Source organism: Microbispora bryophytorum, from assembly GCF_006874465.1.
Taxonomy (GTDB): domain Bacteria; phylum Actinomycetota; class Actinomycetes; order Streptosporangiales; family Streptosporangiaceae; genus Microbispora; species Microbispora bryophytorum.
The window spans coordinates 1-23,136 of the sequence record NZ_VIRL01000032.1; the positions used below are offsets into that span (position 1 = coordinate 1).

The 23,136-nt window shown below is 73.1% G+C and carries 21 protein-coding genes and 1 pseudogene; 11 read left to right on the plus strand and 11 right to left on the minus strand.

Going from position 1 to position 23,136, the window contains the following annotated elements; translation table 11 throughout:
* The 6 genes and pseudogenes from FLX07_RS37275 to FLX07_RS34145 form a co-directional block, all read right to left on the minus strand.
* Nucleotides 1-358 (minus strand): annotated as a pseudogene (locus FLX07_RS37275) (hypothetical protein); the annotation flags it as partial.
* A gap of 773 nt (nt 359-1,131) precedes the next feature.
* Entirely contained in the window at nt 1,132-2,157 is a 1,026-nt protein-coding gene (locus tag FLX07_RS34125; RefSeq protein ID WP_142575817.1) for a LacI family DNA-binding transcriptional regulator, read from the minus strand.
* A 266-nt stretch (nt 2,158-2,423) separates the two neighbouring features.
* The gene (locus FLX07_RS34130; RefSeq protein WP_208762537.1) at nt 2,424-4,190 is read right to left on the minus strand and encodes an RICIN domain-containing protein; all 1,767 of its coding nucleotides are present in this window, start codon (nt 4,188-4,190) and stop codon (nt 2,424-2,426) included.
* A 419-nt stretch (nt 4,191-4,609) separates the two neighbouring features.
* Nucleotides 4,610-5,269: a response regulator gene (locus FLX07_RS34135; RefSeq protein ID WP_142575818.1), complete on the minus strand. Its 660-nt coding sequence runs from the start codon at nt 5,267-5,269 to the stop codon at nt 4,610-4,612.
* On the minus strand, nt 5,266-6,420 hold the full coding sequence (locus tag FLX07_RS34140) for a sensor histidine kinase (RefSeq protein ID WP_142575819.1): 1,155 nt from the start codon (nt 6,418-6,420) through the stop codon (nt 5,266-5,268). The genes FLX07_RS34135 and FLX07_RS34140 overlap by 4 nt, the downstream gene beginning before the upstream one ends.
* Nucleotides 6,417-7,250: a CPBP family intramembrane glutamic endopeptidase gene (locus FLX07_RS34145; RefSeq protein ID WP_142575820.1), complete on the minus strand. Its 834-nt coding sequence runs from the start codon at nt 7,248-7,250 to the stop codon at nt 6,417-6,419. Before FLX07_RS34145 ends, FLX07_RS34140 begins: the two co-directional genes overlap by 4 nt.
* Before the next feature lie 394 nt (nt 7,251-7,644).
* Here FLX07_RS34145 and FLX07_RS34150 point away from each other — a divergent pair, with 394 nt between their 5' ends.
* Complete coding sequence (locus FLX07_RS34150; protein WP_142575821.1) at nt 7,645-11,130, plus strand: AfsR/SARP family transcriptional regulator; 3,486 nt, start codon at nt 7,645-7,647, stop codon at nt 11,128-11,130.
* On the opposite strand, the gene FLX07_RS34155 is transcribed toward FLX07_RS34150, so the two are convergent.
* Nucleotides 11,079-11,531, minus strand: coding sequence for a S26 family signal peptidase (locus FLX07_RS34155; RefSeq protein ID WP_142575822.1), 453 nt, complete (start codon nt 11,529-11,531; stop codon nt 11,079-11,081). The two genes, FLX07_RS34150 and FLX07_RS34155, sit on opposite strands and share 52 nt — an antisense overlap.
* Nucleotides 11,532-11,749: 218 nt before the next feature.
* Between FLX07_RS34155 and FLX07_RS36765 the strand changes: the two genes are divergently transcribed.
* The 8 genes from FLX07_RS36765 to FLX07_RS34190 all read left to right on the plus strand — a co-directional run bounded on the left by FLX07_RS36765 (nt 11,750) and on the right by FLX07_RS34190 (nt 18,296).
* On the plus strand, nt 11,750-11,959 hold the full coding sequence (locus FLX07_RS36765; protein ID WP_167748496.1) for a hypothetical protein: 210 nt from the start codon (nt 11,750-11,752) through the stop codon (nt 11,957-11,959).
* A gap of 30 nt (nt 11,960-11,989) precedes the next feature.
* A complete protein-coding gene (locus tag FLX07_RS36770) occupies nt 11,990-12,505 on the plus strand; it encodes a MauE/DoxX family redox-associated membrane protein (RefSeq protein WP_167748497.1) in 516 nt (171 codons plus the stop codon).
* A 19-nt stretch (nt 12,506-12,524) separates the two neighbouring features.
* On the plus strand, nt 12,525-13,067 hold the full coding sequence (locus FLX07_RS34165; RefSeq protein WP_142575824.1) for a TlpA family protein disulfide reductase: 543 nt from the start codon (nt 12,525-12,527) through the stop codon (nt 13,065-13,067).
* A 5-nt stretch (nt 13,068-13,072) separates the two neighbouring features.
* Nucleotides 13,073-14,983: an ABC transporter ATP-binding protein gene (locus tag FLX07_RS34170; RefSeq protein ID WP_229689926.1), complete on the plus strand. Its 1,911-nt coding sequence runs from the start codon at nt 13,073-13,075 to the stop codon at nt 14,981-14,983.
* 205 nt (nt 14,984-15,188) lie between these two features.
* Nucleotides 15,189-15,782, plus strand: coding sequence for a TetR/AcrR family transcriptional regulator (locus FLX07_RS34175; RefSeq protein ID WP_142575876.1), 594 nt, complete (start codon nt 15,189-15,191; stop codon nt 15,780-15,782).
* Nucleotides 15,779-16,618 carry an alpha/beta fold hydrolase gene (locus tag FLX07_RS34180; RefSeq protein ID WP_142575825.1) on the plus strand — a complete coding sequence of 280 codons (840 nt, stop codon included), beginning with the start codon at nt 15,779-15,781 and terminating at the stop codon, nt 16,616-16,618. Before FLX07_RS34175 ends, FLX07_RS34180 begins: the two co-directional genes overlap by 4 nt.
* Nucleotides 16,619-16,731: 113 nt before the next feature.
* Complete coding sequence (locus tag FLX07_RS34185) at nt 16,732-17,070, plus strand: YciI family protein (RefSeq protein WP_167748498.1); 339 nt, start codon at nt 16,732-16,734, stop codon at nt 17,068-17,070.
* A complete protein-coding gene (locus FLX07_RS34190) occupies nt 17,067-18,296 on the plus strand; it encodes an RNA polymerase sigma factor (RefSeq protein ID WP_142575826.1) in 1,230 nt (409 codons plus the stop codon). Before FLX07_RS34185 ends, FLX07_RS34190 begins: the two co-directional genes overlap by 4 nt.
* Before the next feature lie 140 nt (nt 18,297-18,436).
* On the opposite strand, the gene FLX07_RS34195 is transcribed toward FLX07_RS34190, so the two are convergent.
* Both FLX07_RS34195 and FLX07_RS34200 read right to left on the minus strand, forming a co-directional pair.
* Complete coding sequence (locus tag FLX07_RS34195; protein ID WP_142575827.1) at nt 18,437-19,408, minus strand: hypothetical protein; 972 nt, start codon at nt 19,406-19,408, stop codon at nt 18,437-18,439.
* 42 nt (nt 19,409-19,450) lie between these two features.
* Complete coding sequence (locus FLX07_RS34200) at nt 19,451-20,443, minus strand: hypothetical protein (RefSeq protein WP_142575828.1); 993 nt, start codon at nt 20,441-20,443, stop codon at nt 19,451-19,453.
* 132 nt (nt 20,444-20,575) lie between these two features.
* On the opposite strand from FLX07_RS34200, the gene FLX07_RS38620 reads away from it, so the two are divergent.
* On the plus strand, nt 20,576-21,745 hold the full coding sequence (locus tag FLX07_RS38620) for a histidine kinase (RefSeq protein WP_142575829.1): 1,170 nt from the start codon (nt 20,576-20,578) through the stop codon (nt 21,743-21,745).
* Nucleotides 21,733-22,395, plus strand: coding sequence for a response regulator transcription factor (locus tag FLX07_RS34210; protein WP_142575830.1), 663 nt, complete (start codon nt 21,733-21,735; stop codon nt 22,393-22,395). Before FLX07_RS38620 ends, FLX07_RS34210 begins: the two co-directional genes overlap by 13 nt.
* A gap of 60 nt (nt 22,396-22,455) precedes the next feature.
* On the opposite strand, the gene FLX07_RS34215 is transcribed toward FLX07_RS34210, so the two are convergent.
* Both FLX07_RS34215 and FLX07_RS34220 read right to left on the minus strand, forming a co-directional pair.
* Nucleotides 22,456-22,755 (minus strand): TolB-like translocation protein, encoded by a 300-nt coding sequence (locus tag FLX07_RS34215; RefSeq protein ID WP_142575831.1) that lies wholly within the window; start codon nt 22,753-22,755, stop codon nt 22,456-22,458.
* Between the two features lie 107 nt (nt 22,756-22,862).
* On the minus strand, nt 22,863-23,132 hold the full coding sequence (locus tag FLX07_RS34220) for a hypothetical protein (RefSeq protein ID WP_208762538.1): 270 nt from the start codon (nt 23,130-23,132) through the stop codon (nt 22,863-22,865).
* Nucleotides 23,133-23,136: the final 4 nt, after the last annotated feature.

Below are 23,136 nucleotides of genomic sequence, written 5' to 3' on the forward strand. Positions count from 1 at the left end.
ATCCGACGAAGTCGGTCGTGTAGCGGCCCGCGGCCAGGCGCTGCCACAGCCCGATCCGGTAGCCGCCGGGCACCTGCGTGCCCTCGGTGATCGAGTCGCCCAGCGGCATCACCCGCACCCCGCCGTTCGACTCCGCGAAGGCGACGCCCGTGCCCACCAGCGTGCCCGTCACCGCCACCAGCACGGCCAGCAGCGCCGCGGTCGACCAACGTCTCCACGTGCGCAGGCTCAGCCCTCCGTGCGCCGGAAGGCGATCCGGCCGGTTCGGCCTATGGAGAGACTCCGGGCCGCTTCCGCCGAGCCGGCTGCGAGGGGTGACCGCGGCGCCGACCAGGCGTGAAAGGGATTCGATCTTCATGTGTACTCCTGGGAGAGTGCGGGACGGACCCTCGGCTGTTATCGCTCACATCGAGTGGTGGGCGAGGTCCGTCGGAGACCTGTCCGTGTCTTGAGGGAGAGACGGCTTGAGGGGGAGACGGCCGTCGGCTGCGTGGTCCGGGCTCGGCCTGTGCCGCGGAGGCCGGACCCCGATCCGAAGATCCTGGATCCGGGCAGATTCGTGTTAGCGCTAACATTTGTGTTTACAGGGCAGCTCTCTCTCTGCGATTGACGTAGGTGGTGGTGCGGCGGAGCAAATACGACGGCCGACGCCGCGTCAAGGCTCCTGCCTCTGCCCGCCCGGCCCCCGGGTCTGCCGGGGCGTCTCATCTGCCGCGACGAGGAGGGAGCTCGATCGTTGCGGGGCGTGGGGGTGAAACTTTCACGACAGGCGTCCGCCGGTGAAGAGCCGCCGGAGCCGCTCTGCCGGGGCGGCGAAACGTCAGCCGAAGGATCGGAAGAAACACCAGCTCAGGGCCGGAGTCGCCGGGAGGATCAGGGAAACGGCCCGCTCTCGGCCCGGGCACGTTTCGTGGCGGTCATCCGACCGGCGACCTGGAGGTCGTCTCCGGCCAGGAGGGTCGTCTCCGGCCCGGGGCCCGAGGGCCGGGGCCGGGGCAGGAGACGGTCGCGGTGGCGGGGCTGGTGGCGGTGGCGGGGCGAACGGGGGCCGTGGCGGTGGCGAGGCAGGCGGGAGGCGGGACGGCAGGGGCCGCCGGGATGGCGTGGCGGGCTCGGGAACGCGTACAGCCGTCAGGAACGGTCATCCCTGGCACGGGCGGGTCCGGTCGTGCCGCGCAGCGAGATGGGCGGCGCGACCAGGAGATGGCCGTGCGGGGTGGTGGGATCGGCGATCAGCCGGATGAGCATCTCGACGGCGCGGGCGCCGAGCTCGTCCGCCGGGACGTCGGCGGCCGTGAGCGGGGGGTGCAGGTTCTCCGCCCAGTGGCGCGCGGAGACGCCGGCGATGGAGAAGTCGCGCGGCACGACCAGGCCCGCCTGGGCGAGCGCGTGGTACATCCCGGGGGTGGCGGCCTCGTTGAGGGTGGCGATCGCGGTCAGGTCGGGGCGTTCGTCGAGGAGCCGCTCGACGCAGGAGACCCCCGATTGGGCGTCGTCGGCGCAGCACGTCTGCACGCCGTCGAGACGACGCTCCGCCATCGCGCGGGTGAAACCGGCCTGGGCGCGGTGGCCTGGGCCGTACCCGGCCGCCACCAGCTCTTCCGAGCGGTTGATCAGCGCGATGTGGCGATGGCCGAGGTCGGCCAGGTGATGCACACAGTTGGCGATCAGCTTCTCGTAGTCGATGTCCACCCAGGACATCTCCTCCGGGCGGCTGGTGCGGCCGATGCCGACGAAGGGCAGCCCGGCCTGCCGCAGGCGGGTGACCCGGTCGTCCTCAAGCCGTATCTCCATGACGATGACGCCGTCCACGCGTCTGCCGCCGACCACGCGCTCGAAGGATCGGTCGTGCTCGCCCCCGGACGGCGACAGCAGGACGTCCAGGTCGGCGTGTGCGGCGGCGTCGACGACGCTGGCCACGAAGCCGAGCTGCATGTCGGTCAGGCGCCGGCTGGCGGGAGGGATGACCAGGCCGATGGTGTGGGTCCGGCCCTCCTTGAGCGCCTTGGCGGCGGCGTTGGGCCGGTAGCCCAGTTCGTCGATGACCGCTTGGATGCGCCGGCGGGTCTCCTCCGACACGGGACGCTTGCCGCTCAGCGCGTACGAGACGGTGCTGCGCGCCACGCCCGACCGCTTGGCAATCTCCCCGATGTTCACCGGCGCTCCTCACCTGGTCCGACCGATATGCACATCGTAAGTCGAATCGAGCGCATGGAATGACGATCGCGACGCATGCGACGGTCCGCGCGACCCCGGTGACGTGCACGGTCGGTGGGATTCGGTCCCCGCGAACCGGTTCGACTCGCGGCGGAGAGGACCGCACCCCCGGTGCCCGTGTGGCCGGACGCCGGTCGGACGTGTGACGCACGTCCGACCGGCGTGGCGGTCATGGGCGAAGCGAACCGGCGTCGGCGGTCACCCGGTCAGCTCCGGGTCCATTTCTGACTGGTCGTGCCGGTGCAGGCCCACAGCTGGACCTTCGTGCCGTTCGCGGTGCCGAAGTTGCTCGCCTCCAGGCACAGGCCGGACTGCACGCCGGTGACGGTGCCGTCGGCGTTGACGTTCCACTGCTGGTTGGCCTGACCGTTGCAGTCCCAGATGATCGCCCGGGTGCCGTTCGCGGTTCCGGCGGCCTCGGCGTCGAGGCACTTGGTGCCGTACACCTGCAGCTGCCGGGAAGAGGTGTAGGTCCACTGCTGGTTGTTCTGGCCGTTGCAGTCCCACAGGCTGAGTTGCGTGCCGTTCGTCTGCGACACGTTCGGCACGTCGAGGCAGCGGCCGGCGTTGACGTTGCGGAACGCCGACGCCGACCCTCCGCCGCTCCCGGGCGGCAGGAGTGTGATGGTGAAGGTGTCGTCGACCGCGGTGTGCGGAAGGTTGACCGTGGTGCCGTTGCCGGACAGGGTCGCCACGGTGTCCTGGACGGTGACCGGTCCCTGGACCGCGCCGCCGCCGTTGTAGGGGATGCGCTCGACGAGGACGCGGACCTGGTTGTTCTGCACGATGCCGCTGGTGGTGTCCAGGCGCTGCAGGTTGACGGCGACGTTGCCGGTGGTGCGGCCGCCGCCGACCAGGATCTTCGCGTTCCCGCTCGCCTTGGTGGCGAAGGCGTCGTAGTTGGAGCTGGGGGTGACGGAGGCGATCTGTCCGGTCTGCGAGCCGTAGAACCGGTAGACCCACCATTCGCCCTTGGGCTGGTACTGGCTGGAGGAGTTGTGGACGAGGAGGTTGCCCAGGTCGTTGTGCAGGTTGTTCCCGCCCGCCCAGTTGGCGCGCAGGCCGTCGGCCCCGGCCCGCTCCAGCCGCGCGATGTACCAGGCGCCGTCGGCGGGGTTCTGCTCGTTGGAGGCGCCGTACTCGTTGATCTGGTAGGGGCGGGGGTGGGCGATGCCGCGTGAGTTCAGCGTGGTGTCGGCGGTCGCGACGTTGGCCACCGGGTCGCCGGGCAGGGAGTGCCAGCTGACGATGTCGGGCACGACGTTGTTCGCCTTGACGTAGTCGAGGTACTGCGTCCACCAGCCGCCGGTGGACGGCACGCCCGCGAAGCTGGGGCCCACGATCAGTTGGGAGGGGAACGCGGCGCGGATGCGCTGGTAGGCGCGTTTCCACATCTCGAAGTACTGCGACTGGGGGCGGTTCCAGAACAGGGTGATGTTGGGCTCGTTCCACAGATCCCACTGGACCGGGGCGCCGGTGGCCTGGACGTCGGCGATCAGGCGGGTGAGGAAGTTGTCGTAGTCGGTCCAGTTGCCGTTGTCGCCCGGGAAGCGCGAGATCGGGTAGCCGTCCGCGCCCCACAGGTCATGGACGAGCAGGATGAACTCGCCGCCCAGCGACCGGGTGCGCAGCAGCTGGGCGCGGGTGGCGTTCCACCGGCGGTCGTACTTGCCCGACACCCAGCCGCCCGGGGAGTCGAGTTGCGCGCCGCCCGCGCGCATGTACCGGAACTTCACGTCGGTGAAGTAGTTGTCCGGGGGCCCGGCCGCGTTCTCGGTCATGCCGTAGATCCATCCCGACGCCCGGTAGGTCGGGGAACCGCCCGCGGCTGAGAAGTTGACGGAGATGGACTCGTCGGCGGCCTGGGCCGGTGCGGCGGTCGCGACGACGGACGCGGCGACGAGCGCCGCGGCGGAGAAGAAGGCGGCCAGACCGCGGCGGCGACTTCGCCGCCAACTCAAGGTGGTGTTCACTCGTGACTCCTTCGACGGGGGGGTGGGGGGTCCCGGGACGAGCCGTGGCGCTGTCCTGGAACCTGGGGTGTTGCCGTCTGTCGGTCGGGTGAAGCAAAGGGCGGTCTCGAAGCAGGCGACGCATCGAATCGATTCGCAGACAGGGTAAATTTAGGCGGCAAGGCGTGTCAATCACATGTGTCCCGTGGATGAAGAACACGTGTCTAACGCCTAAATCTGTGGAGATTCTTCGGGTTGGGCACCGAACATCCAGCTCACGGTCTTGTTCTCGAATCGGTTCGCCAGCAGAGGTGCCGGTGAGGAGCCGGTCGCAGGACTGGCAGGCGGGGGAGCCCGGGACGGCGAGGTCGCCGAGCGCGGGCACACGCCCACACTCTTGCCCTGGCCGTACCGTGCCGACAGGCGCTCTCACCCGCGCATCAGGTCACCAGGCCCCTGCGGTAGGCGTAGACGACGGCCTGCACGCGGTCACGCAGGCCGAGCTTGGTGAGGATGCGCGACACGTACGTCTTGACGGTCTCATGGCTGATGACCAGCATCGCGGCGATCTCGCTGTTGGACCGGCCGTCGGCGATGAGGCGCAGCACCTCCAGTTCGCGCGGGGTCAGCGCGACGTCGTCCGGCGTGCCCTCGGCGGGACGGATCCGCGCGGCGTACCTGCCGACGAGCTGCCGCGTCACCTCGGGTGCCAGCAGCGCGGCACCCGTCGCGACGGTGCGGATGCCGTGCAGCAGCTGCGCCGGTGGGGCGTCCTTGAGCAGGAACCCGCTCGCCCCCGCACGCAGCGCCTCGTACACGTACTCGTCCAGGTTGAACGTCGTCACCACGAGCACCTTGACGGGATGCTCCACCCCGGCGCCGGCCAGCAGGCGGGTCGCCTCGATGCCGTCGAGCACCGGCATGCGCACGTCCATCACCACGACGTCCGGGTTCAGCCGGCGCGCGAGGTCGACGGCGGCGCGACCGTCCCCGCACTCGCCCACCACCTCGAGGTCGGGCTGCGCATCGATGATCGTCGCGAACCCGGTGCGGATCAGCGCCTGGTCGTCGCAGACCAGGACCCGGACCGGCGCGGTCACGACGGGTTCCCCGCGGGGATGCGTGCCCGCACGACGAAGCCGCCGCCCGTCCGCCGGTCGGCGCTGAACTCGCCGCCCAGGGCGTCGACCCGCTCACGCAGCCCGGCGAGGCCCCGCCCGCTCCCGCCGGGCGAGCCGGCCCGCGAGCCGGAACCGTCGGTGCTGACCACCACGAGGATCTCCTTCTCGCCATAGCGCACACGGACGTCCGTGCGGCTGCCGTGGGCGTGTTTGAGGGCGTTCGTCAGGGATTCCTGCACGACCCTGTAGGCGACGAATTCGGCGCTGCCGGCCGATTCCGCCGGCCTGCCCTCCTCGGCGAACTCCACCGGCTGCCCGGCCCGGCGCGTCTGCTCCACGAGCGTGTGAAGCTCGACGGCGGACGGCATCCCGACGTCGGAGTCATGGTCGGGGTTGAGCAGGTCGAGCAGGTGCCGCAGGTCGGAGATGGCCCGCCGGCCGGTGTCGGTGACGGCGCTCAGAGCCGCGTCGAGTCGGTCGGGCGCGGCGGTCAGGTAGCGTGCCGCCTCGGCCTGCACGACCATCGCCGTCACATGATGGGTCACCACGTCGTGGAGCTCGCGGGCGATGCGGGTGCGTTCGGCGGCGCGGGTGGCCTCGGCGACGCGGCGGCGGCCCTCGGCCTCGGCGGCCCGGCCGGAGCGCAGCCAGGCCCCGGCGCTCCACGCGAGGACCAGCGCCAGGTAGAACGTCACATACCCCACCGGGCCCTCGGCCGAGCCGGTCCGGTCGAGCGCGACCGCCAGCGGCACGTACGCCAAGGAGAGCAGGACCATCGTGACGCGCCGGTGACGCTCCAGATGGACGCCCGTGCTGATGAGCGCGATGGGCAGCGCGGTGCCCGCCGCCGTGTGGTAGGCGCGGAGCTGGTCGAGGGCGAAGCCGAGCGACACCAGGGCGATGCAGACGGCGGGCCACCGCCGGCGGACGACCAGCGGGAGACATTCGAGGGCGATCACCAGGACGGCCGTCGCGTCGAAGGGGCGGGCCGGCAGGTCGCCGAGCTGCGTCCCGTAGTCGTGTAACGCCGGCAGGAGCGACGTGACGGCCAGCAGCAGCGCGAGCGGTAGATCCCGGACCGTGACGTCGGACCGTCTCCACAGATCCGGGAGCCGCCGGAAGTCGATCACTGGGAGAGCGTAGCGGCCGCGCCGGTCCGGGCACGGCGCCGGCGGGGGACCAGGGTGCCGCGCCGGTGGGCCAGCCACAGGAAGACGATCGTCAGCAACGCGCCGAACAGGACCGCGTACGGGCTCGCCTCCGGCCCGAAGTCGCCGCCGGTGAGCAGGGCCGGGCCTGACGTCACACCGTTCAGCAGGCCTTCCTGCACGCCGTTGCCGGAGACTTCGGTGCCGAAGACGCCGGCGGCGGCGAAGTTCCAGCCGAAGTGCAGGCCGATCGGCAGCCACAGGGTGCGGGTGGCGGCGTAGGCGGCGGCGAGCATGCCGCCGGCCTCGATGGCGATGGCGATCGCGCCCCACAGGTTGGCGTGCTGGTTGGTCAGGTGCATCAGGCCGAACAGCAGCCCGGTCAGCGTCAGCGCGATCCACGTGCCGGTCCATTCCTCGACGATCCGGAACAGGACGCCGCGGAAGAGCAGCTCCTCGGTCACGGCGGCGGCGGCCATGAAGCCGAGCAGCCCGACCGCGCCCGTCACCGAGCCGAGGCCGTCGACCCGGTAGCCGCCGCTGAAGGCGATGTTCACGATGACAGCCGCGAACATCCCGGCACCGATCAGCATCCCCCGGCCGAGGGCGGGGACGGCGCCTTTCCGGGCCACCTCCACCGGTGCGCGACGCTCGGACCACCGCACCACCCGGGCGTACACGAACACCGCGAGGACGGCCGTCGCGACCCCGATGACCAGGGTGAGGAACGCGTTTCCCCGCACCGCGCCCGTGATCGCGCCACCGGCGAAGGCGACCACCGCGACGGCCACGAGCTGCTTCAACAGTCGCATGACGACTCCTTGGGGAGATGCCGCGGCCGGAGCGCCGCGGCTACGCCGAGAACGCTAGGGATCCGGCGATCCGGAATCGTCACCGCGCGGTGGACATTCGCGGGTAGCTCGCACGGGGGACGGCTGCCGGATTCGTCCGCGGTCATCCTCGGCGGCCTGGTCCGGGCCGTGCACCGGCCGCCTCCGGCGCGAACGGCTCCCGGGCCCGCGCCACCAGGGCCTATACGACGCATATACCGGCGTCTCCGATGCTCGGCCGCGCCCGCAGACGTACGCGAAGAGAAGGTGACCATGCGACGGAGGCCGCCGGGGGAGGGCATGGCCGGGGATGAGGCGGCGGGCGCCCCGGCCGATCGAAGGCTCGCGCCGGTGACCGGCCTCGCGAGGGGTGACGGTGTTCGAGTTCGACGTTCTCGGGCCGCTGCGGGCGAGCCGCGACGGGGTGCCCGTTCCGCTGGGCGCGGCGATGCTGCGCCGCCTGCTGGCGGCCCTGCTGTGCACGCCGGGCAGGCCGGTGGCGGTGGCGGCGCTGATCGAGGCCCTGTGGGGGAGCACGCCGCCCCGCAGCGCGCACAAGACCCTGCAGATATACGTGCTGCGGTTGCGGCGGGCGCTGGGCGAGCGCGACCGCGTCGTCCACTGCGCCGGTGGTTACGCCGTCACCGTGCTGCCGCCGGAGCTCGACGTGCTGCGGTTCCGGGAGCTCACGGCGGCAGGGCGGGCCGCCGGGAGGACCGCGGACCTGGCGAAGGCGGGCATGCTGTTCGAGCGTGCGCTCGGCCTGTGGCGGGGCCCCGCCTACGCCGACGTCGGGGACGTGGCGATGGTGGCCGACGAGGCCCGGCGGCTGGAGGAGGAACGGCTGCTGACCTGTGAGGAGCTGGCTGTCGTCGACCTGGCCCGGGGCCGCCACGCGGAGCTGGTCACCGGCCTGACCGAGATGGCCGAGCTGCATCCGTACCGGGAGCGGCTGCACGCGTGCCTGATGCTGGCCCTCAGCCGGGCCGGGCGCCAGGCCGAGGCGTTGCGGGTCTACCAGCGGACGCGGACCGTGCTCGGCGAGGAACTCGGCGTGGAACCCGGCCGGTTGCTGCGACGGGTGCACGAGGCGATCCTGCGGGATGAGGCGACCGGTCCGTTCGCCGGCGAGATCCTCGGGCCGGAGACGGCCTGCGCGGACGAGCGCGCCGCGTACCTCGAAGCCCGGAGCACCGTGGAAGAAACCACGGGAGGTACGGCCGGGGACGATGCCGGGGGAGACGCGGAGGGAGACGCGGAGGGAGACGCGGAGGGAGACGCGGAGGGCCGGGCGGACGCGGCCTGGATCGGTGAGGGGTGGATTGGTAACGGGCGGACGGGTAACGGGCGGACGGGTGAGGGGCGGACGGGGCCCGCGACGACCGTGCCGTGTCAGCTGCCACCGGACATAACGGACTTCGCCGGACACCGGGACACGGCGGAGTCACTGCGGCTGTGGCTCACCAGCGCGGACGGACACACCGCCGCGACCCCGATCGTGACGCTGTACGGCGGTGCGGGCACCGGCAAGACGACGCTCGCGGTCCACGTCGCCCACCGCCTGCGGGAGACGTTCACCGACGGCCTGCTCTACATCGACCTGCGCGGGACCCGCCCTCGGCCGGTCGACCCGGCCGAGGCGCTGGCGCGGTTTTTGATCGCCCTCGGGGTGGACGCGCGGGCGGTGCCGGACGAAGCCGAGGAGCGCGGGACGCTGTTGCGCACCGTGCTGGCCGATCGTCGCGTGCTGGTCGTGCTGGACGACGCCGCGGGCGAGGAGCAGGTCAGGCCGCTCCTGCCGGGTGGTGCGGGCTGCGCCGTGCTGGTGACGAGCAGGCGCGGGGTCGCCGGGTTGAGCGCCCGATCCGTACGCGTCGGCCCGCTCGACCCGGCGTGCGCGGCGGAGCTGCTCGGGCGGATCGCCGGGCCGGTTCGGGTGGCGGCGCGGCCCACGGTCGCCGCCGAGATCGTCCGGCTCTGCGGTCACCTGCCCCTGGCGATACGGATCGCCGGGGCGAAACTGGCGCTGCGCGAGCACTGGCGACTCGACCACCTCGCGGATCGCCTGCGGGCGGAGCGGCGGCGCCTGGACGAGCTCGCCCTCGGAGACCTGTCGGTCCGGGCGGGGCTGGCCGCCGACTACGACAGTCTCGGCGAGACCACCCGGCGGGCGCTGCGGATGCTCGGCCTGCTCGACGTCCCCTCCTTCGCCGCCTGGATGCTCGCGGCGGCCCTCGACGTGACGGTGCGCGAAGCCGAGACGTACGCCGAGCTGCTCGTCGACGCCCAGCTCCTGAGCTGCGAGGGCAGCGACGGCAACGGGCGGTTCCGCTACCGCCTCCCCGAGTTGGCCCGGCTCTACGCGCGGGAACGCGCCGAGCTGGAGGAGACCGCCGGCGAGCGGGACAGGGCCGTCACGCGCGTTCTCGGCGCGTTGCTCGCACTGGCGGAGACGGCGGACAGCGGACTGCCGGAGCAGAGGGCCTCCGTCATCCGCGGCGCGGCCCCCCGCTGGTACGCCGACCCCGCCACCACCAGGGCCCTGGTCGGTGATCCGACGGCCTGGTTCGACAGCGAGCGGCAGACGCTTCTGGTGGGGGTGGCGCAGGCCTGCCGGCTCGGTCTGGTCGAGGCGGCCTGGGAACTGTCGGCCCGCGCGGCCGGCTACTACGCCTTCCGCGGCCACTACCGAGACTGGGCGTCCTCGCACGAGCTGGCGCTGCGGGCGTGCGCACTGGGCGGCGACCAGTGGGGCGAGGCGGTGCTGACGCTCGGCCTCGGCCACCTGTTCATGGTCGGCGTGGGGCCGCGGCGCGGCGTCGCGCCGGACGCGATCGAGGCGGCGCTCGCGGCGTTCGGCGCGGCGGGGGACCGGCACGGCGCGCTCGACCTGCTGTGCCTGCGGGCGTTCGCACTGTGCCGCGAAGGCGACCCCGATCAGGCCCGCGCGGTGGCGGACGAGGCCATGGCCGTGGCCGAGGAGATCGGTGACGAGGCCGCTCTGAGCCGCCTCTGGTACGTCCGCGCCGTCATCGATCGGGAGCAGGGGCTCCACGAGGACGCGCTCGCCTGCGCGGACCGGGCGCTCCGCCTGGCGATCGGCGGGAACAGTCTCGTGGCCAGGACCCTCGCCCTGCGGGAGATGGCCGCCGCCTGCCGCGACCATGCCACGGGCAGGCGCGTCTCCCGTCACCTCTGGGAGGGCCTGCAGATCTGCCGGCGGCGCGGGGACCGGTTGTCGGAGGCGTATCTGTTGCTCGCCCTCGGCGATCTGCGCCTTCGGCTCGGGCGCCGGAACGCGGCTTCGGGCGTGGCTTCGGGCGTGGCTTCGGGCGTGGCCTTGGACGTGGCTTCGGACGTGGCGAAGCAGATCGAGCGGGCACTGGCCGTGTTCGAGGAGTTCGCGGTCCCGTCCGGACGGGCCGCAGGGCTCCGCGTCCTGGGCGAGTCGCAGCGTCTCGGCGGCCGGGCCGACCAGGCGGTGCGCACGCTCGGCGACGCGGTGCGCGTGGCGCGCGGGCTGCAGGACCTGCACGAGCAGGCGCTCGCGCTGAAGGCCCTCGGCCGGGCCCAGCGTGACCGCGGCGACCAGGCGGCGGCCACCCGGTCCTGGACGGCGGCCCACCGGCTGTTCCAGCGGCTCGGCAACACCACCGAGGCCGCCGCGACGGCAGCGGCGGGCATGGACCGGGCGGCGGGCATGGACGGGGCGGCGGGCATGGAGCGGGCGGCCGGCGTGGACGGGGCAGCGGGCGTGGACGGGGCGGCGGGCATGGAGCGGGCGGCGGGCGTGGACGGGGCCCCGCCCGATCAGGACAACCTGCGGATGACGACGCCCAGCACCTCGCTCACCGGCAGGTAGCCCCAGTGCCGCGAGTCCCGGCTGGTCGGGCCGTCGCCGAGGACCACCAGCCGGCCGGCCGGGACCACGTCGCCCGGCGCGGCGTGTACGCCCGGCGCGACCTGGTCGGGCACCCTGTCGCCCGGCATCGCGGCGACCCGCTTGATCAGCCACTCCGTACGGCGCAGTCCGGACGTGCGTCCCGAAGAGGCAGCGCCGCCCGGCTGCAGGCGCCGGAAGACCACCACCTGGCCGCGCCGCGGCACCGCCCGCCCGCCGCGTCGTATGAGCACCCGATCTCCCGGCTGGTACGTCGGAACCATGCTCGTCCCGGCCACCCGTACCACGACGAAGCGTCGCCGGGCGGCGACCGCCCCGGCGACCGCGGCCAGCGACAGCAGCGCAATCACGACGTGTTGCATGATCAACCTTTCGGCCTGGTGAGGCGATCGCGATTGTGCCGGGCCCGGCCTGCGCGACGGTTGCGCGGCGCCTGCGGTGTGCTCACGGCGTCGCGGCGCGTTCGGGCAACCGGCGCGCATCCGGCACGCACCCGGCGCGCAACCGCGGCGAAGGCCGCGCGGAGCATCCTCACAGGGCGGGCGGCCTACCACGCCCGAACCCAGCAAAGGGAGAAACGATGATCCGGACGCTGAACCGCCTGGGAGACCGGCTGCTCGAAAAGCTCCTCCCCGGCGCCGAAGCCCAGGCCGACAACTGTTTCGAATACTGGCCGACTGGTGGCTGCAACCGCTACAAGGACTGCTACCCCAACCCGACCGGCTTCCTCTGCATCACCTACTGGCGGAGCAGTTGCGGCGGCGCCTGGCAGAACATCGGCTACTGCTGACACCGGCCGGCACGTCCAATGGTCTACGCCGTGCTGACCGTCCGGCTCGTGCTGACGGGGGTCTTCCTGGTCTCCGTCCTCACGAAGCTGCGCACGCGGCGGGCCTTCGGCGAATTCACCACGGCGGTGCGGCGGCTCGGCGGCCTCCCCACGGGTCTCGGGACGCCCGCCGCCGTGGTGGTCGTCGCCGTCGAGGCCGGGACCGTCGTCATGCTGGCGGCGCCCGGCCTCGACGGCGACGGCAGGGCAGGTCTCCTGCTCGCCGGGGGCCTGCTCCTCGGGTTCGCCGCGGTCCTGGTGACGGCGCTGCGGCGCGGAACGACCGCCGCCTGCCGATGCTTCGGCGCGTCCGATGAGCCGGTCAACCGCCGGCACGTGGCGCGCAACGCCGTTCTCGCCGCGTGCGCGGTGGCCGGGGCCGCCGCGACGTCCGCCGCGGGCGGCACACCCGTCGCGCCGCCCGCCGCCGTCCTCTGCCTGGTCGGGGCCTCGGTCGCCGTCGGCGCCGTCGTGCTCCTCGACGACCTGCTCCACCTCCTCCGTTGACCCCTCGAAGGGAACGCCCATGGCCGTCCTGGTCGCCGCCGTCGTCCTGCTCGGCGGGCTCGTCCTGGTGAATCTGCTCCTTACCGGCGCGGTCATCAGAAGACTCCGGAAAATCACCAAGGATTCCCTCGCCGGGGCAGTGCCCGGAAACCCCGGGCTCGCCGTGGGCGCCGAGGTCCCGGCCTTCTCCGCGCTCACGGTCTCCGACACGAAGGTCACCGCGGACGACTTCGCGGGCGAGCGCACCCTCGTCGGGTTCTTCAGCACCGACTGCCCGCACTGCCTGCCGAAGGCGCCCGTCTTCGTCACGACCGCCCGTGACGCCGCCGCCGACGGCGTACGAGTCCTGGCGGTGGTGGTGGAGGGCGAGAGGAGACCCGCCGAGTTGCTCGCCGCCCTGACCGGTGACGTGAGCGTCGTCGTGGAGGGCGAGGGCGGCGCGATGGCGGAGGCGTTCGAGATCAGGGCCTTCCCGTCGTTCTTCCTAATCGGCCCGGACGGGACCGTCGCCGGGAGCAGCCTGAAGCCGGAGCTTCCGACGGCCGCGCCGTCCCCGGTCTGACCGGCGTGAGGTCACGACTCGGGCCGCTGCGGCTCACCCTGGCGCTCGTCTGGCGGGCCGGACCGGTTCTCGCTCTGTCCCAGCTCGCCATGGCGGTTCTGACCGGCGCATCCCCCGTCGCGATCACGTGGCTCACCAAACTGCTGATCGATCGCCTGACCGCCGGATCGGGCCCCTCGACGACACCGCTCGCCGCCGCGATGGCCGTGCTCGGCGCCCTGACCGCGCTGCTGCCCCACCTGTCCGGGTGGGTCCAGCGGGAGCAGCAGCGCCGCATCGCGTGGCGCACCGGTGACGAACTGTTCACCGCGGTGTGCCGGATGCAGGGGCTGACCAGGCTGGAGAACCCGGATTTCCACAATCGGCTCCAACTGGCCCAGCAGTCCGCCCAGACCGCCCCGCAACTCGTCACCGAGTCGGCGCTCGGAGCGGCGCGCGGCGGCATCACCATCGCCGGGCTCCTGGGCGCGCTCGCCACGCTCAGCCCGCTCCTCGCCGCCGTCGTGGCCGCGGCCGCCGTGCCCGAGCTGATCGTCCAGCTCAGGCTCGGCCGCCGCCGGGCGTTTCTCCGCCTGGAGATGGCCCCCGCGGAACGCCGCCGGATGTTCTATCAGACGCTGATGCTCGACCATCAGGCCGCCAAGGAGATCCGGCTGTTCGGCATCGGAGGCTTCCTGCGGGGGCGCATGCTGGGCGAACTGGCCGCCGAGCAGCGGGCGGAGCGCCGGATGGACCTGACGGCCGTCCGCCACAACGGGGCGCTCACCGCCCTCAGCACGGTCATCGCGGGCGCCGCGCTGATCGTGCTGGTCTCCCGGATAGCGGGGGGCCAGGCCGGCATCGGCGACCTGGCCGTCCTCACCGCCGCCCTCGCCGGCACCCAGGCCTCCCTGTCCGGCGTGGTGATCCAGCTAGCTCACCTGAACGAGGCACTCGTCCTGGCCGGCCACTACGCCCACGTCGTCACCATCGGACCCGACCTGCCGGAACCCGCCACCGGCGGCGACACGCCGCCGCTGCGGCACGGCATCGAACTGCGCGACGTGTGGTTCCGGTACGACCCCGGCCATCCGTACGTGCTGCGCGGCCTGAACCTGACCATCCCCCACGGGCGGAGCGTGGCCCTGGTCGGCCTGAACGGCGCGGGCAAGAGCACCGTCGTCAAGCTCCTGTGCCGCCTCTACGACCCCGAGCGCGGCAGCGTCCGCTGGGACGGCGCCGACCTGCGCGAGCTGCGCGTCGACGATCTGCGCCGCCGGATCGGAGCCGTGTTCCAGGACTACGTGGCCTACGACCTCACCGCGGCCGAGAACGTCGCGGTCGGCGACGTCGGCTCCCTCGACCGGCCGGAGCGGATCCGCGAGGCGGCCCGCCGGGCGGACGTCCACGACACGCTGGCGAGCCTTCCCCGCGGCTACGACACCATGCTGTCGCGGTTCTTCGCCGCCGAGCAGGGCGAGGACTCCGGCCGGGGCGTGCTCCTGTCCGGGGGGCAGTGGCAGCGCGTCGCCCTCGCCCGCGCCCTCCTCCGCGCGGACACCGCCGACCTGCTCATCCTCGACGAGCCCAGCTCGGGACTCGACCCCGAGGCCGAACACGCCGTCCACCAGCGGCTCCGCGACCACCGCGGCGGCCGTACGAGCCTCCTCATCTCGCACCGTCTCAACACGGTGCGCGGGGCGGACCACATCGTCGTCCTCGCCGACGGGCAGGTGGCCGAACAGGGCACCCATGACGAACTGATGGCGCTCGACGGCGAGTACGCCCGCCTGTTCACCCGCCAGGCGGCCGACTTCCAGCTGAGCCGGGCCGCCGATCGTGGGGGTACCGGCCTGGGGGGCGCCGGTCTCGGGGGCACCGGTCTCGGGGGCGCCGGTCTCGGGGGTGCCGTCGTCGGTTCGCCGGCGGAGGCGTGAGCGACCCTGCGCACAGCGGGCGCGTCGGGAGGACGACCGGCCCCGGCCGCCCCTGGCGCCCTGCCGTCCGCGTCGTCACCGCGGTAACCGCTTGCGCTCCTCGCCCGGCCTGAGGCATCCTTGGACCCCAAGGAAGAGCCTAGGGGTTCTAGGAACGCTCCTAGGAATGGTCACAGTGCTTCAGACGGAGAAGGGCGGTATGCCCATGGCGCGGGCCGGGTTGACCGCGGATCGGGTGACGCTCGCCGGCGCCGAGCTGGCGGACGAGGTCGGGCTCGAACACGTGACCATGTCGGCGGTGGCGCGACGACTCGGAGTGAAGGACGCCAGCCTGTACGCGCACGTCCGCAGCCTGGAGGACCTGCGCGGGCGGATCGCGCTGCTGGCGGCCGACGAGAAGACCGTGCGCATCGCGGAGGCGACCGCCGGGCGGGCCGGAAGGGACGCGCTGGTGGCGTACGCCAACGCCTGGCGGCAGTACGCCCACGACCATCCGGGCCGATACACCGCGACGCAGATCCCGATTCAGATCGACCCCGAGCTCGTGGCCCGGGCCGCCGGGCCACGGCGTGCCGTCGAGCTGACCTACAGCATGCTGCGCGCCTACGCGCTGCGGGAACCCGACCTGACCGACGCGGTCCGGCTGATGCGCAGCACGCTCCACGGCTTCACCAGCCTGGAGGCCGCGGGCGGGTTCGCGCACGCCCGCCCGGCGGAGGACACCTGGGTCCGCTGTCTCGACGCCCTGCACACCCTCCTTGAGCACTGGCCCACGCATGGTGAAGGAGAACCGACATGACCAGCCCGGCCATCGGCCACCTGCGGGTGGACGGCGCCACCCTGCGCTACGAGGTGCGCGGAAAGGGCCCGCTCCTGCTGCTGATCCCCGGCGGTACGGGCGGCGCGGCGTCCTTCGACGGCGTCGCCGACGCCCTGGCCGCCGACTACACGGTGGCGTCCTACGACCCGCGCGGCCTGTCCCGCAGCCCGCTGGACGACCCGGAAGCCCCACAACGGGTCGAACAGCATGCCGACGACGCGTTCCGGCTGCTTGAGCTGCTGTCCCCGGACGCGCCCGCGCGCGTGGCCGGCTGCAGCTCGGGCGCGATCGTCGCGCTGCACCTGCTCACCGCCCGTCCCGAGCGGATCGAACGCGTCGTGGCGCACGAGCCGCCGCTGGTGGAGGTGCTGCCGGACGCCGCCGAGCATCGGGCGCTGCTCGCTCGCGTTCAGGACACGTTCCGCCGGGAGGGGCTGATGCCCGCGGCGGCCGTGTTCGCGGCCGGCATGCGGCGGCCCGGCGCCGATCCTGCCGATGCCAAGGCGGTCACCGAACTCCCCCCGCAGGCGGCGGCACGGGTGGAGCGGACGATGGCCGACATGCCCTACTTCCTCGGGCGCATCGTGCCGAGCTTCATGGCCTACACGCCGGACGTGGATCGCCTGGAGGCCCTGTCGGACCGGCTCGTGCTCGCCGCCGGAGCGGACTCACAGGGCGAACTGCCCTACCGTCCCGCCGCCTTCCTGGCCGAGCGGTTCGGTGTGGAGCTGGTCCACTTCCCCGGCGGGCACACGGGGCTCAGCACGCACCCCGCCGAGTTCGGCGAGCTGCTCCGCAAGGTGCTGAGCGCCTGATCCGGCCGCGCCGGCAAAGTCGGGCCGCCCGGGTGTTTGTGAGGCGGGTGTCGTGTGAGGCGGGTGCTCATTCGTCTTCCTGTTGAACGCCGATCGAAGGAAGAGAGTCAACCGTGAAGTACGTGCTGATGTTCGTCGAGACGGAGGAATTCGCCAAGCGGCTGGAGGCGATGGACGGCCTGGAGCGCGAGGCCGCCTACGAGGCGGTGGTCCGCTGGTTCGCCGAGAACTCCGGCAGGATCACGCATCACATGCATCTGGCGCCCGCGCACACCGCGACCACCGTACGTCTCGGCGGCGGCGAGCCCATCGTCACCGACGGGCCGTTCGTCGAGGGCAAGGAGGTGGTCAGCGGCTACGCCGAGGTGGAGGTGGCCGATCTGGACGAGGCGCTGAAGATGGCCAGGTCCTGGCCGGCGTGCCCGATCGTGGAGATCCGCCCGGTCGCATGAGCGAACCGGACGGAGACCGGGGGAGCCGTGAGGTGCTGGCCCGCGTGGTGCGTGAGCACGCGGGCCGCCTCGCGGCGTGCCTGGTGTCGCTGCTGGGCGACTTCTCCGCCGCCGAGGACCTGGTGCAGGACGCCGTGGAGACCGCGCTGCGCCGCTGGCCGGTCGAGGGCGTGCCGGACCGGCCGGACGCCTGGCTGTTCACCGTGGCCCGCCGCCGCGGCCTCGACGTGCTGCGGCGGGAGACGAACTACCGTGCCAAGCTGGCCCGGCTGCGATGGCCCCAGCCGGGGGAAGGCGACGACCGGCTGCGGCTGGTCTTCACGTGCTGCCATCCGGCGCTGTCGCGACAGGCCCGGATCGCGTTGACCCTGCGGGTGGTGTGCGGGCTGAGCACCGCGCAGATCGCCGCCGCCTTCGTCGTGCCGGAGACCACGGTGGCCCAGCGGCTCACCCGCGCCAAACGAAAGATCGCCGAAGCGGGCATCCCCTACCGGATTCCGGCCGCCGAGGAGCTGCCCGAGCGGCTGGAGGCCGTGCTCGCGGTCGTCTACCTGCTGTTCAACGAGGGCTATCTGTCCAGCGCCGGCGATCGGGCCGAGGCGCGCGACCTTGCCGATGACGCCGAGTGGCTGGCCGGGCTCCTGGCCGTCCTCATGCCGAGTGAGCCGGAGGTGGCCGGGCTGCTCGCGTTGATCCGGCTCCATCGGGCGCGCGGCGCGGCCCGATTCGACTCTCATGGGCGTCTGGTGCCGCTCGCCGAGCAGGACCGCGGCCGGTGGGACCATGCCACGATCGCCGACGCGACCGCGTTGCTGACGCGCACCGCCAGGGCCCATCGCCGGCCGGGCCCCTACCAGTTGCAGGCCGCGATCGTGGCCTGTCACGCCGAGGCCGCCGACTTCGAGCACACCGACTGGGCGCAGATCCTCGTGTTGTACGACATGCTCCTGGCCGTGGCGTCCTCGCCGGTCGCCCGGCTGCACCGGGCCGTCGCCCTGCGCTATGTCAAGGGGCCCGTGGCGGCGCTGGCGGAGCTGGCCGGCCTGGAGGAGGCCCTGTCCCGCTACCCGCTCCTGCACGCGACCCGAGCAGAACTGCTGCGCGCGCTGGGCGACACGAGCCAGGCGCGGCTGTGTGACGAGCGGGCGCTGGGCCTGACCGCCAATCCGGCCCAGCAGGCCCTGCTCCACCAGCGGCTGGACCCGGCTCATGGGGAGTGGCCATAGCGCCACCCGGCACCGCAACCCACGGCTGGTGTCATTGATCTACTATGTAAAGGCCCTCGCCGCGAACAGACCGGCAGGTCTTCGATGCCCACCACGTGGCCCACGGCCCTGTCGCCGGGGCGGCCTGGCCGCCTGCCGCCTCACCTGCGGCGCGCGGGAGCGCTCAGCACGTCGCTGAGGTCGTCGACCTCCAGCCCCCGCCCCGGCGTCGCCCTGGGCGCGGTGATCGCCATCGGCCTGTCCCAGCTCCGGTACTGCGTGGCCAGGTGTGCCCGGAGAATGCGGTCCTCTCCGAGTCCCGGGACCTTCGGCCGGGGGTGCGCGTAGAAGCGCCAGCCGACCCGGTAGGGCCACCCGCGGTCGTCGTACATGTACGTCCATGTCACCTCGGACGTGCCGAGGTGCGAGGTTCCCGCGGCCTCGCGGAAGCTGGGGGACACGCGGTAGAGCTCCTTGAGCGTGATCGTCCCGGTCAGGGTGTAGATCCGCTGCCTGCGTCCGGTGGTGCGGTCCTTGGCCCAGGGTGCGACGCTCTTGCGGCTCTTGGTGGACAGCAGCGTGCGCAGCGTGGCCGGCTCCAGGACGTTGATGAACTGGTCGCCGTACGCGGCGGCGGCGCCGCTCGCGCGGCCGGTGCGCGTCCAGGCCTTCGCTCGCGGCGCGAGCTGGTACTGCCAGCCGCCCACGCTGACCGTGCGCAGCGTCCCCACCGTGCGGAGCACGCCGGCGAAGTAGGGATCCTTGGCCGCCTCGTCCACCACCAGCTGCTTGTTGCCGATGCTCAGTCGCCGGACGTGTTCCGAGGCGATGACGCCGGCGCGCCCCAGCTTGACCCTGCCGGTGCCGCGCAGCTCCATGCCGCTCCCGATGTACGTGCGCCTGCCGTTGCTCAGCCGCACCTGTCGCGTCAGATCCGTGGAGGCGCTCCCGTAGAACTCGGTCGTCGCGCCGGCGCCGCGGGCGAGCAGGGACTGCAGGCCCGCCATCGGATCGGGTTCGGCCGCCCGGACGTGAGCGGTGGCGGGGGCGGCGGTCACCAGGGCCAGGGCGACGATGAGGGGGTGCATGCCGTACATCCAGGGGGTGAGCGGGCCGATCTTGGGTGTGGGCAATCTAGCGTGCTTTCGCCTTCTCCACGTGGTCCACGTCGTGTCTCATCGGAAGCGGGCGAGGCCGGTGACGCGGCGGCCCAGCATCGCCAGCAGGCACACCATCACCACGCCGACGGCCGCCAGGCCGGCGCGGTCGGCCGCCGTGTCGGTGTTGGAGATCAGGGCGAAGGCGGTATGGGCGATCAGGGCGCCGGAGGCCAGGGCGAGGCTGTGCCGGTCCGTCCACAGGCCGTCGGCAGTCCAGCGGCGCAGGAGCCATGCGACGGCGACCGCCAGAACGGCGGCGGCCGACATGGGCACGATCACCCACCCGCCGTGGGTGAAGGCGGGCTGGGTCGCGCCGCCGAAGGGGAACAGCAAGGCCAGGTAGCCGAAGGAGGCGACGGCGCCGAACACCCCGGCCGCCGCGGGCGCGGGCGGGCTGATCGAGGGCATGCCCGGGCGGACCTTCAGCCGCAGCCCCGCCGCCGTCAGCAGGACCACGGCGGCCGCACAGCCCGCCAGGATCGCCGGCGGCGCCTCGTACCCGGGGTCGATACTCGTCACCACCGTGACCCGCAGCAGCAGCGCGCCGAGGACGAAGACCGCCCCCGCCAGCCAGGTGCCGAGTCTGCCCAGGTAGGGCCGGTCGCGCAGGGACGGGACGATCAGGTCGGTGAGCAGGATCGGGATCGCGGCGCTGAAGACCGCGTGGTAGGGAATCTGCAGCTCGGCGTAGGCGCTGTTCAGGCCCAGGACGCGGGGCGCCCACCCGGCGGCGCCGTAGATCGTGGGGCTGCTCAGCGCCTGCAGCGCCAGGCCCTCCTCGACGATGCCGTAGGCGGCGCCGAGCAGCAGCACCCCGATCCAGCCCGTCCCGGCCCGCCGTACCAGCTCGCGCACCAGGACGACGCCCGCGCCGTATATCGGGATCCACAGCAGCAGGAGCCAGGCCATGCGCAGTGGCGGGTTGCCGAGGGTGAACTCGGCCACGAGCGGTGCGATCACCGCGAGGAGCAGTGCGGCCCGGCGGCCGCCCGTCTTGTCTGAGGTCATGCGGCCAGCGTGTTCCGCGCACACCACCCACGTCTGCCGCCCCGGGTCCTGCCCGTGGCAACCCAGGTGACAACCCGGCGTCGACTTTGGTTGCTGCCGCCGGCGGGCCCGCCGTCACTACGCTGGGCGTCCGTGACGGCAGACGTACGGCCGGGTCCGGCGAGGACCCGGCGGGACCGGGCGATCCGGGTGGGAGGCGTCGCCTGCGCGCTGGCCGCGGCGGCGGTCGTCGTGCGCGACGACCTCGGCGCGGCCTCCGGCTGGTGGCCGGCCGTGGACGTGGCCGGCGGCGCGGCGGCGTGCGGGGCGCTGTGGCTGTCGCGCCGGTGGCCGGCCACCATGGCGCTCGTGGCCGTGGCGCTGGCGGTGCCCGCGGCCTCGGCGGCGGTCGCGGCGGGCATCGCCACGCTCATGACCGCCCTCTACCGGCGCTCGGTCGTCGCGATCGGCGTCGGCGCGGCCTGGGTGGCCGCGACGCTGGCCCGGTTCTGGTTGCGGCCGCCGGGGCTGGCGCCGTACCCGGTGTGGGCGCTGGTCGCGGTGCTGTTCGGGGTGGCGCTGACCGGATGGGGGATGCTGGCGCGGGCCCGCCGCCAACTGGTGCTGTCGCTGGCGGAGCGGGTCCGCAGGGCCGAGGAGGAGCAGCGGCGGCGGGTCGAGCAGGCCCGCCACGCCGAACGCCTGGCCATCGCCCGCGAGATGCACGACGTGCTGGCGCACCGGCTGTCGCTGCTGGCGCTGCACGCCGGGGCGCTGGAGTTCAACGCGCGGGCCGACCCCGAGGAGGTGGTCGAGGCGGCCGCGGTGGTGCGCTCCAGTGCGCACCACGCACTCCAGGAGCTGCGCCAGGTCATCTCGGTGCTCCGCGAGGCGCCCGTCCTTTCCGAGCTGGACCTGCGCAGTCTCGTCGAGGAGGTACGGCGGGCGGGTATGGAGGTCGAGATGCGTGACGGCGGTGTGCGCCTGCCCGAGCTGCCGGGCGCGACGGCGCGGGCGGCCTACCGGATCGTCCAGGAGGGGCTCACCAACGCCAGGAAGCACGCGCCGGGTATGCCGGTGACCGTCCGCCTGGACGGCGGGCCGGACCGGGGGCTCGCGATCGAGGTGCGCAATCCCGTGGTGCGTGCTCCCCGGGGGGAGGGCGCCGGCCTGGCCGGGATGCGGGAGCGGGCCGAGCTGGCGGGCGGCCGGGTGGAGCAGGCCGGGGTGGAGGAGGGCAGGGTGGAGGAGGGCAGGGTGGAGCAGGCCGGGATTGGGGAAGGCGAGTTCCGCCTGGCGGTCTGGCTACCATGGCCGGTGTGAGCGCCATCCGCGTGCTGGTCGTGGACGACGACCCGCTCGTCAGGGCGGGTCTGACACTGATGCTCAGGGGCGCCGACGAGCTCGTCGTGGTGGGCGGCGTGGCCGACGGCGCCGACGTCGGAGCCGCGGTCGACGCGCATGCGCCCGATGTGGTGCTCATGGACATCCGCATGCCGGGCCTGAACGGGATCGACGCCACCCGGCTGCTGCGGCGCCGGCCCGACCCTCCCCACATCATCATGCTCACCACGTTCGACGCCGACGAGCACGTCTTCGGCGCGCTGCGCGCCGGGGCCAGCGGTTTCCTGCTCAAGGACACCCCGCCGGAGGGCATCGTGGACGCGGTCCTCCGGGTCGCGGCGGGCGAGCCGATCCTGTCGCCCGGCGTGACCCGGCGCCTGATCGCCCACCTGGCTCCGGAGGCGGAGGACCGCCGACGCGACGACGCACGCAGGCTGCTGTCCAGGCTCAGCGACCGCGAGCGTGAGGTCGCCGCCGCGGTCGGCCGGGGCAGGTCCAACGCGGACATCGCCGCCGAGCTCCATATGAGCGTCGGCACGGTCAAGAGCTACATCTCCCGCATCCTCACGAAGACCAACCTGGACAATCGCGTCCAACTCGCCCTCATCGCCCACGACAGTCCGCTCTAGCCGGGCCCGTTCCCCGCACGCGGTCGACCTTCGGCGGGAAGTTCCCGGAGCGGCGGTCGTTCACTGGACGAGGACGGGCACGAGCACAGCGGAGGGCAGGCGGCGCGGGGCTCCTGAGTCGCCCGCCGCGCCGTCCAGATGCCGGCGCCGAAGTCGCCCGGCAGGGCGTAAGGGCGTAAGGGCGTGCGGGCCGAGCCACACCGCCTGGTCGTCGACGCCGCGCCGTTCGGCGACCGGGGTCTCCCGCATGGTCCGAAGGTCGAGAACGTACAGCCGCCACGGCGCGTCCTCGGGCAGGCCGGCCGCCCGCTTCTTGAAGGCGATGCGGGTGCCGTCCGGGGAGAGCGACGGGCACTCCACGTTCTGCCGGACCGTGATCAGGGTGCGGGCCGCGACGTCGCCGCGTGCCAGCCACGTGCGGCCGCCGGTCGCGAGCGTGACCCAGAAGTGGCCGTCGTCGGCGAAGGTCAGCCCCCGCCGGCGGCGAGGTGGCCTCCGGCCAGCCGCACCAGGGCGCCGACTCCGTTGTAGACGCCGTCCAGCACGCCGAAGCCGAGCGAGGATAGCCCCAGCCCGGAGACGAGATAGAGCGGCAGCACGGCGGTGATCATCTCCGCCGACACGTCCGTGATCAGGCTCACCGCGCCCAGGGCCAGCACGGTTCCCGGAACCGCGGCCCACCGCCGTCTCCGCTGCGGGACGAGGGTGGGCGCGTCGCGACTGTCCGCGAGGTACACGCGG

Excerpts from the sequence above, each read along its gene's own strand:
- FLX07_RS34145 (WP_142575820.1), bottom strand. The coding sequence starts at position 7,250 with ATGCGACTGTTGAAGCAGCTCGTGGCCGTCGCGGTGGTCGCCTTCGCC.
- FLX07_RS34155 (WP_142575822.1), bottom strand. The coding sequence starts at position 11,531 with ATGCAACACGTCGTGATTGCGCTGCTGTCGCTGGCCGCGGTCGCCGGG.
- FLX07_RS36765 (WP_167748496.1), top strand. The coding sequence starts at position 11,750 with ATGATCCGGACGCTGAACCGCCTGGGAGACCGGCTGCTCGAAAAGCTC.
- FLX07_RS34165 (WP_142575824.1), top strand. The coding sequence starts at position 12,525 with ATGGCCGTCCTGGTCGCCGCCGTCGTCCTGCTCGGCGGGCTCGTCCTG.
- FLX07_RS34175 (WP_142575876.1), top strand. The coding sequence starts at position 15,189 with ATGGCGCGGGCCGGGTTGACCGCGGATCGGGTGACGCTCGCCGGCGCC.
- FLX07_RS34180 (WP_142575825.1), top strand. The coding sequence starts at position 15,779 with ATGACCAGCCCGGCCATCGGCCACCTGCGGGTGGACGGCGCCACCCTG.
- FLX07_RS34190 (WP_142575826.1), top strand. The coding sequence starts at position 17,067 with ATGAGCGAACCGGACGGAGACCGGGGGAGCCGTGAGGTGCTGGCCCGC.
- FLX07_RS34200 (WP_142575828.1), bottom strand. The coding sequence starts at position 20,443 with ATGACCTCAGACAAGACGGGCGGCCGCCGGGCCGCACTGCTCCTCGCG.
- FLX07_RS34210 (WP_142575830.1), top strand. The coding sequence starts at position 21,733 with ATGGCCGGTGTGAGCGCCATCCGCGTGCTGGTCGTGGACGACGACCCG.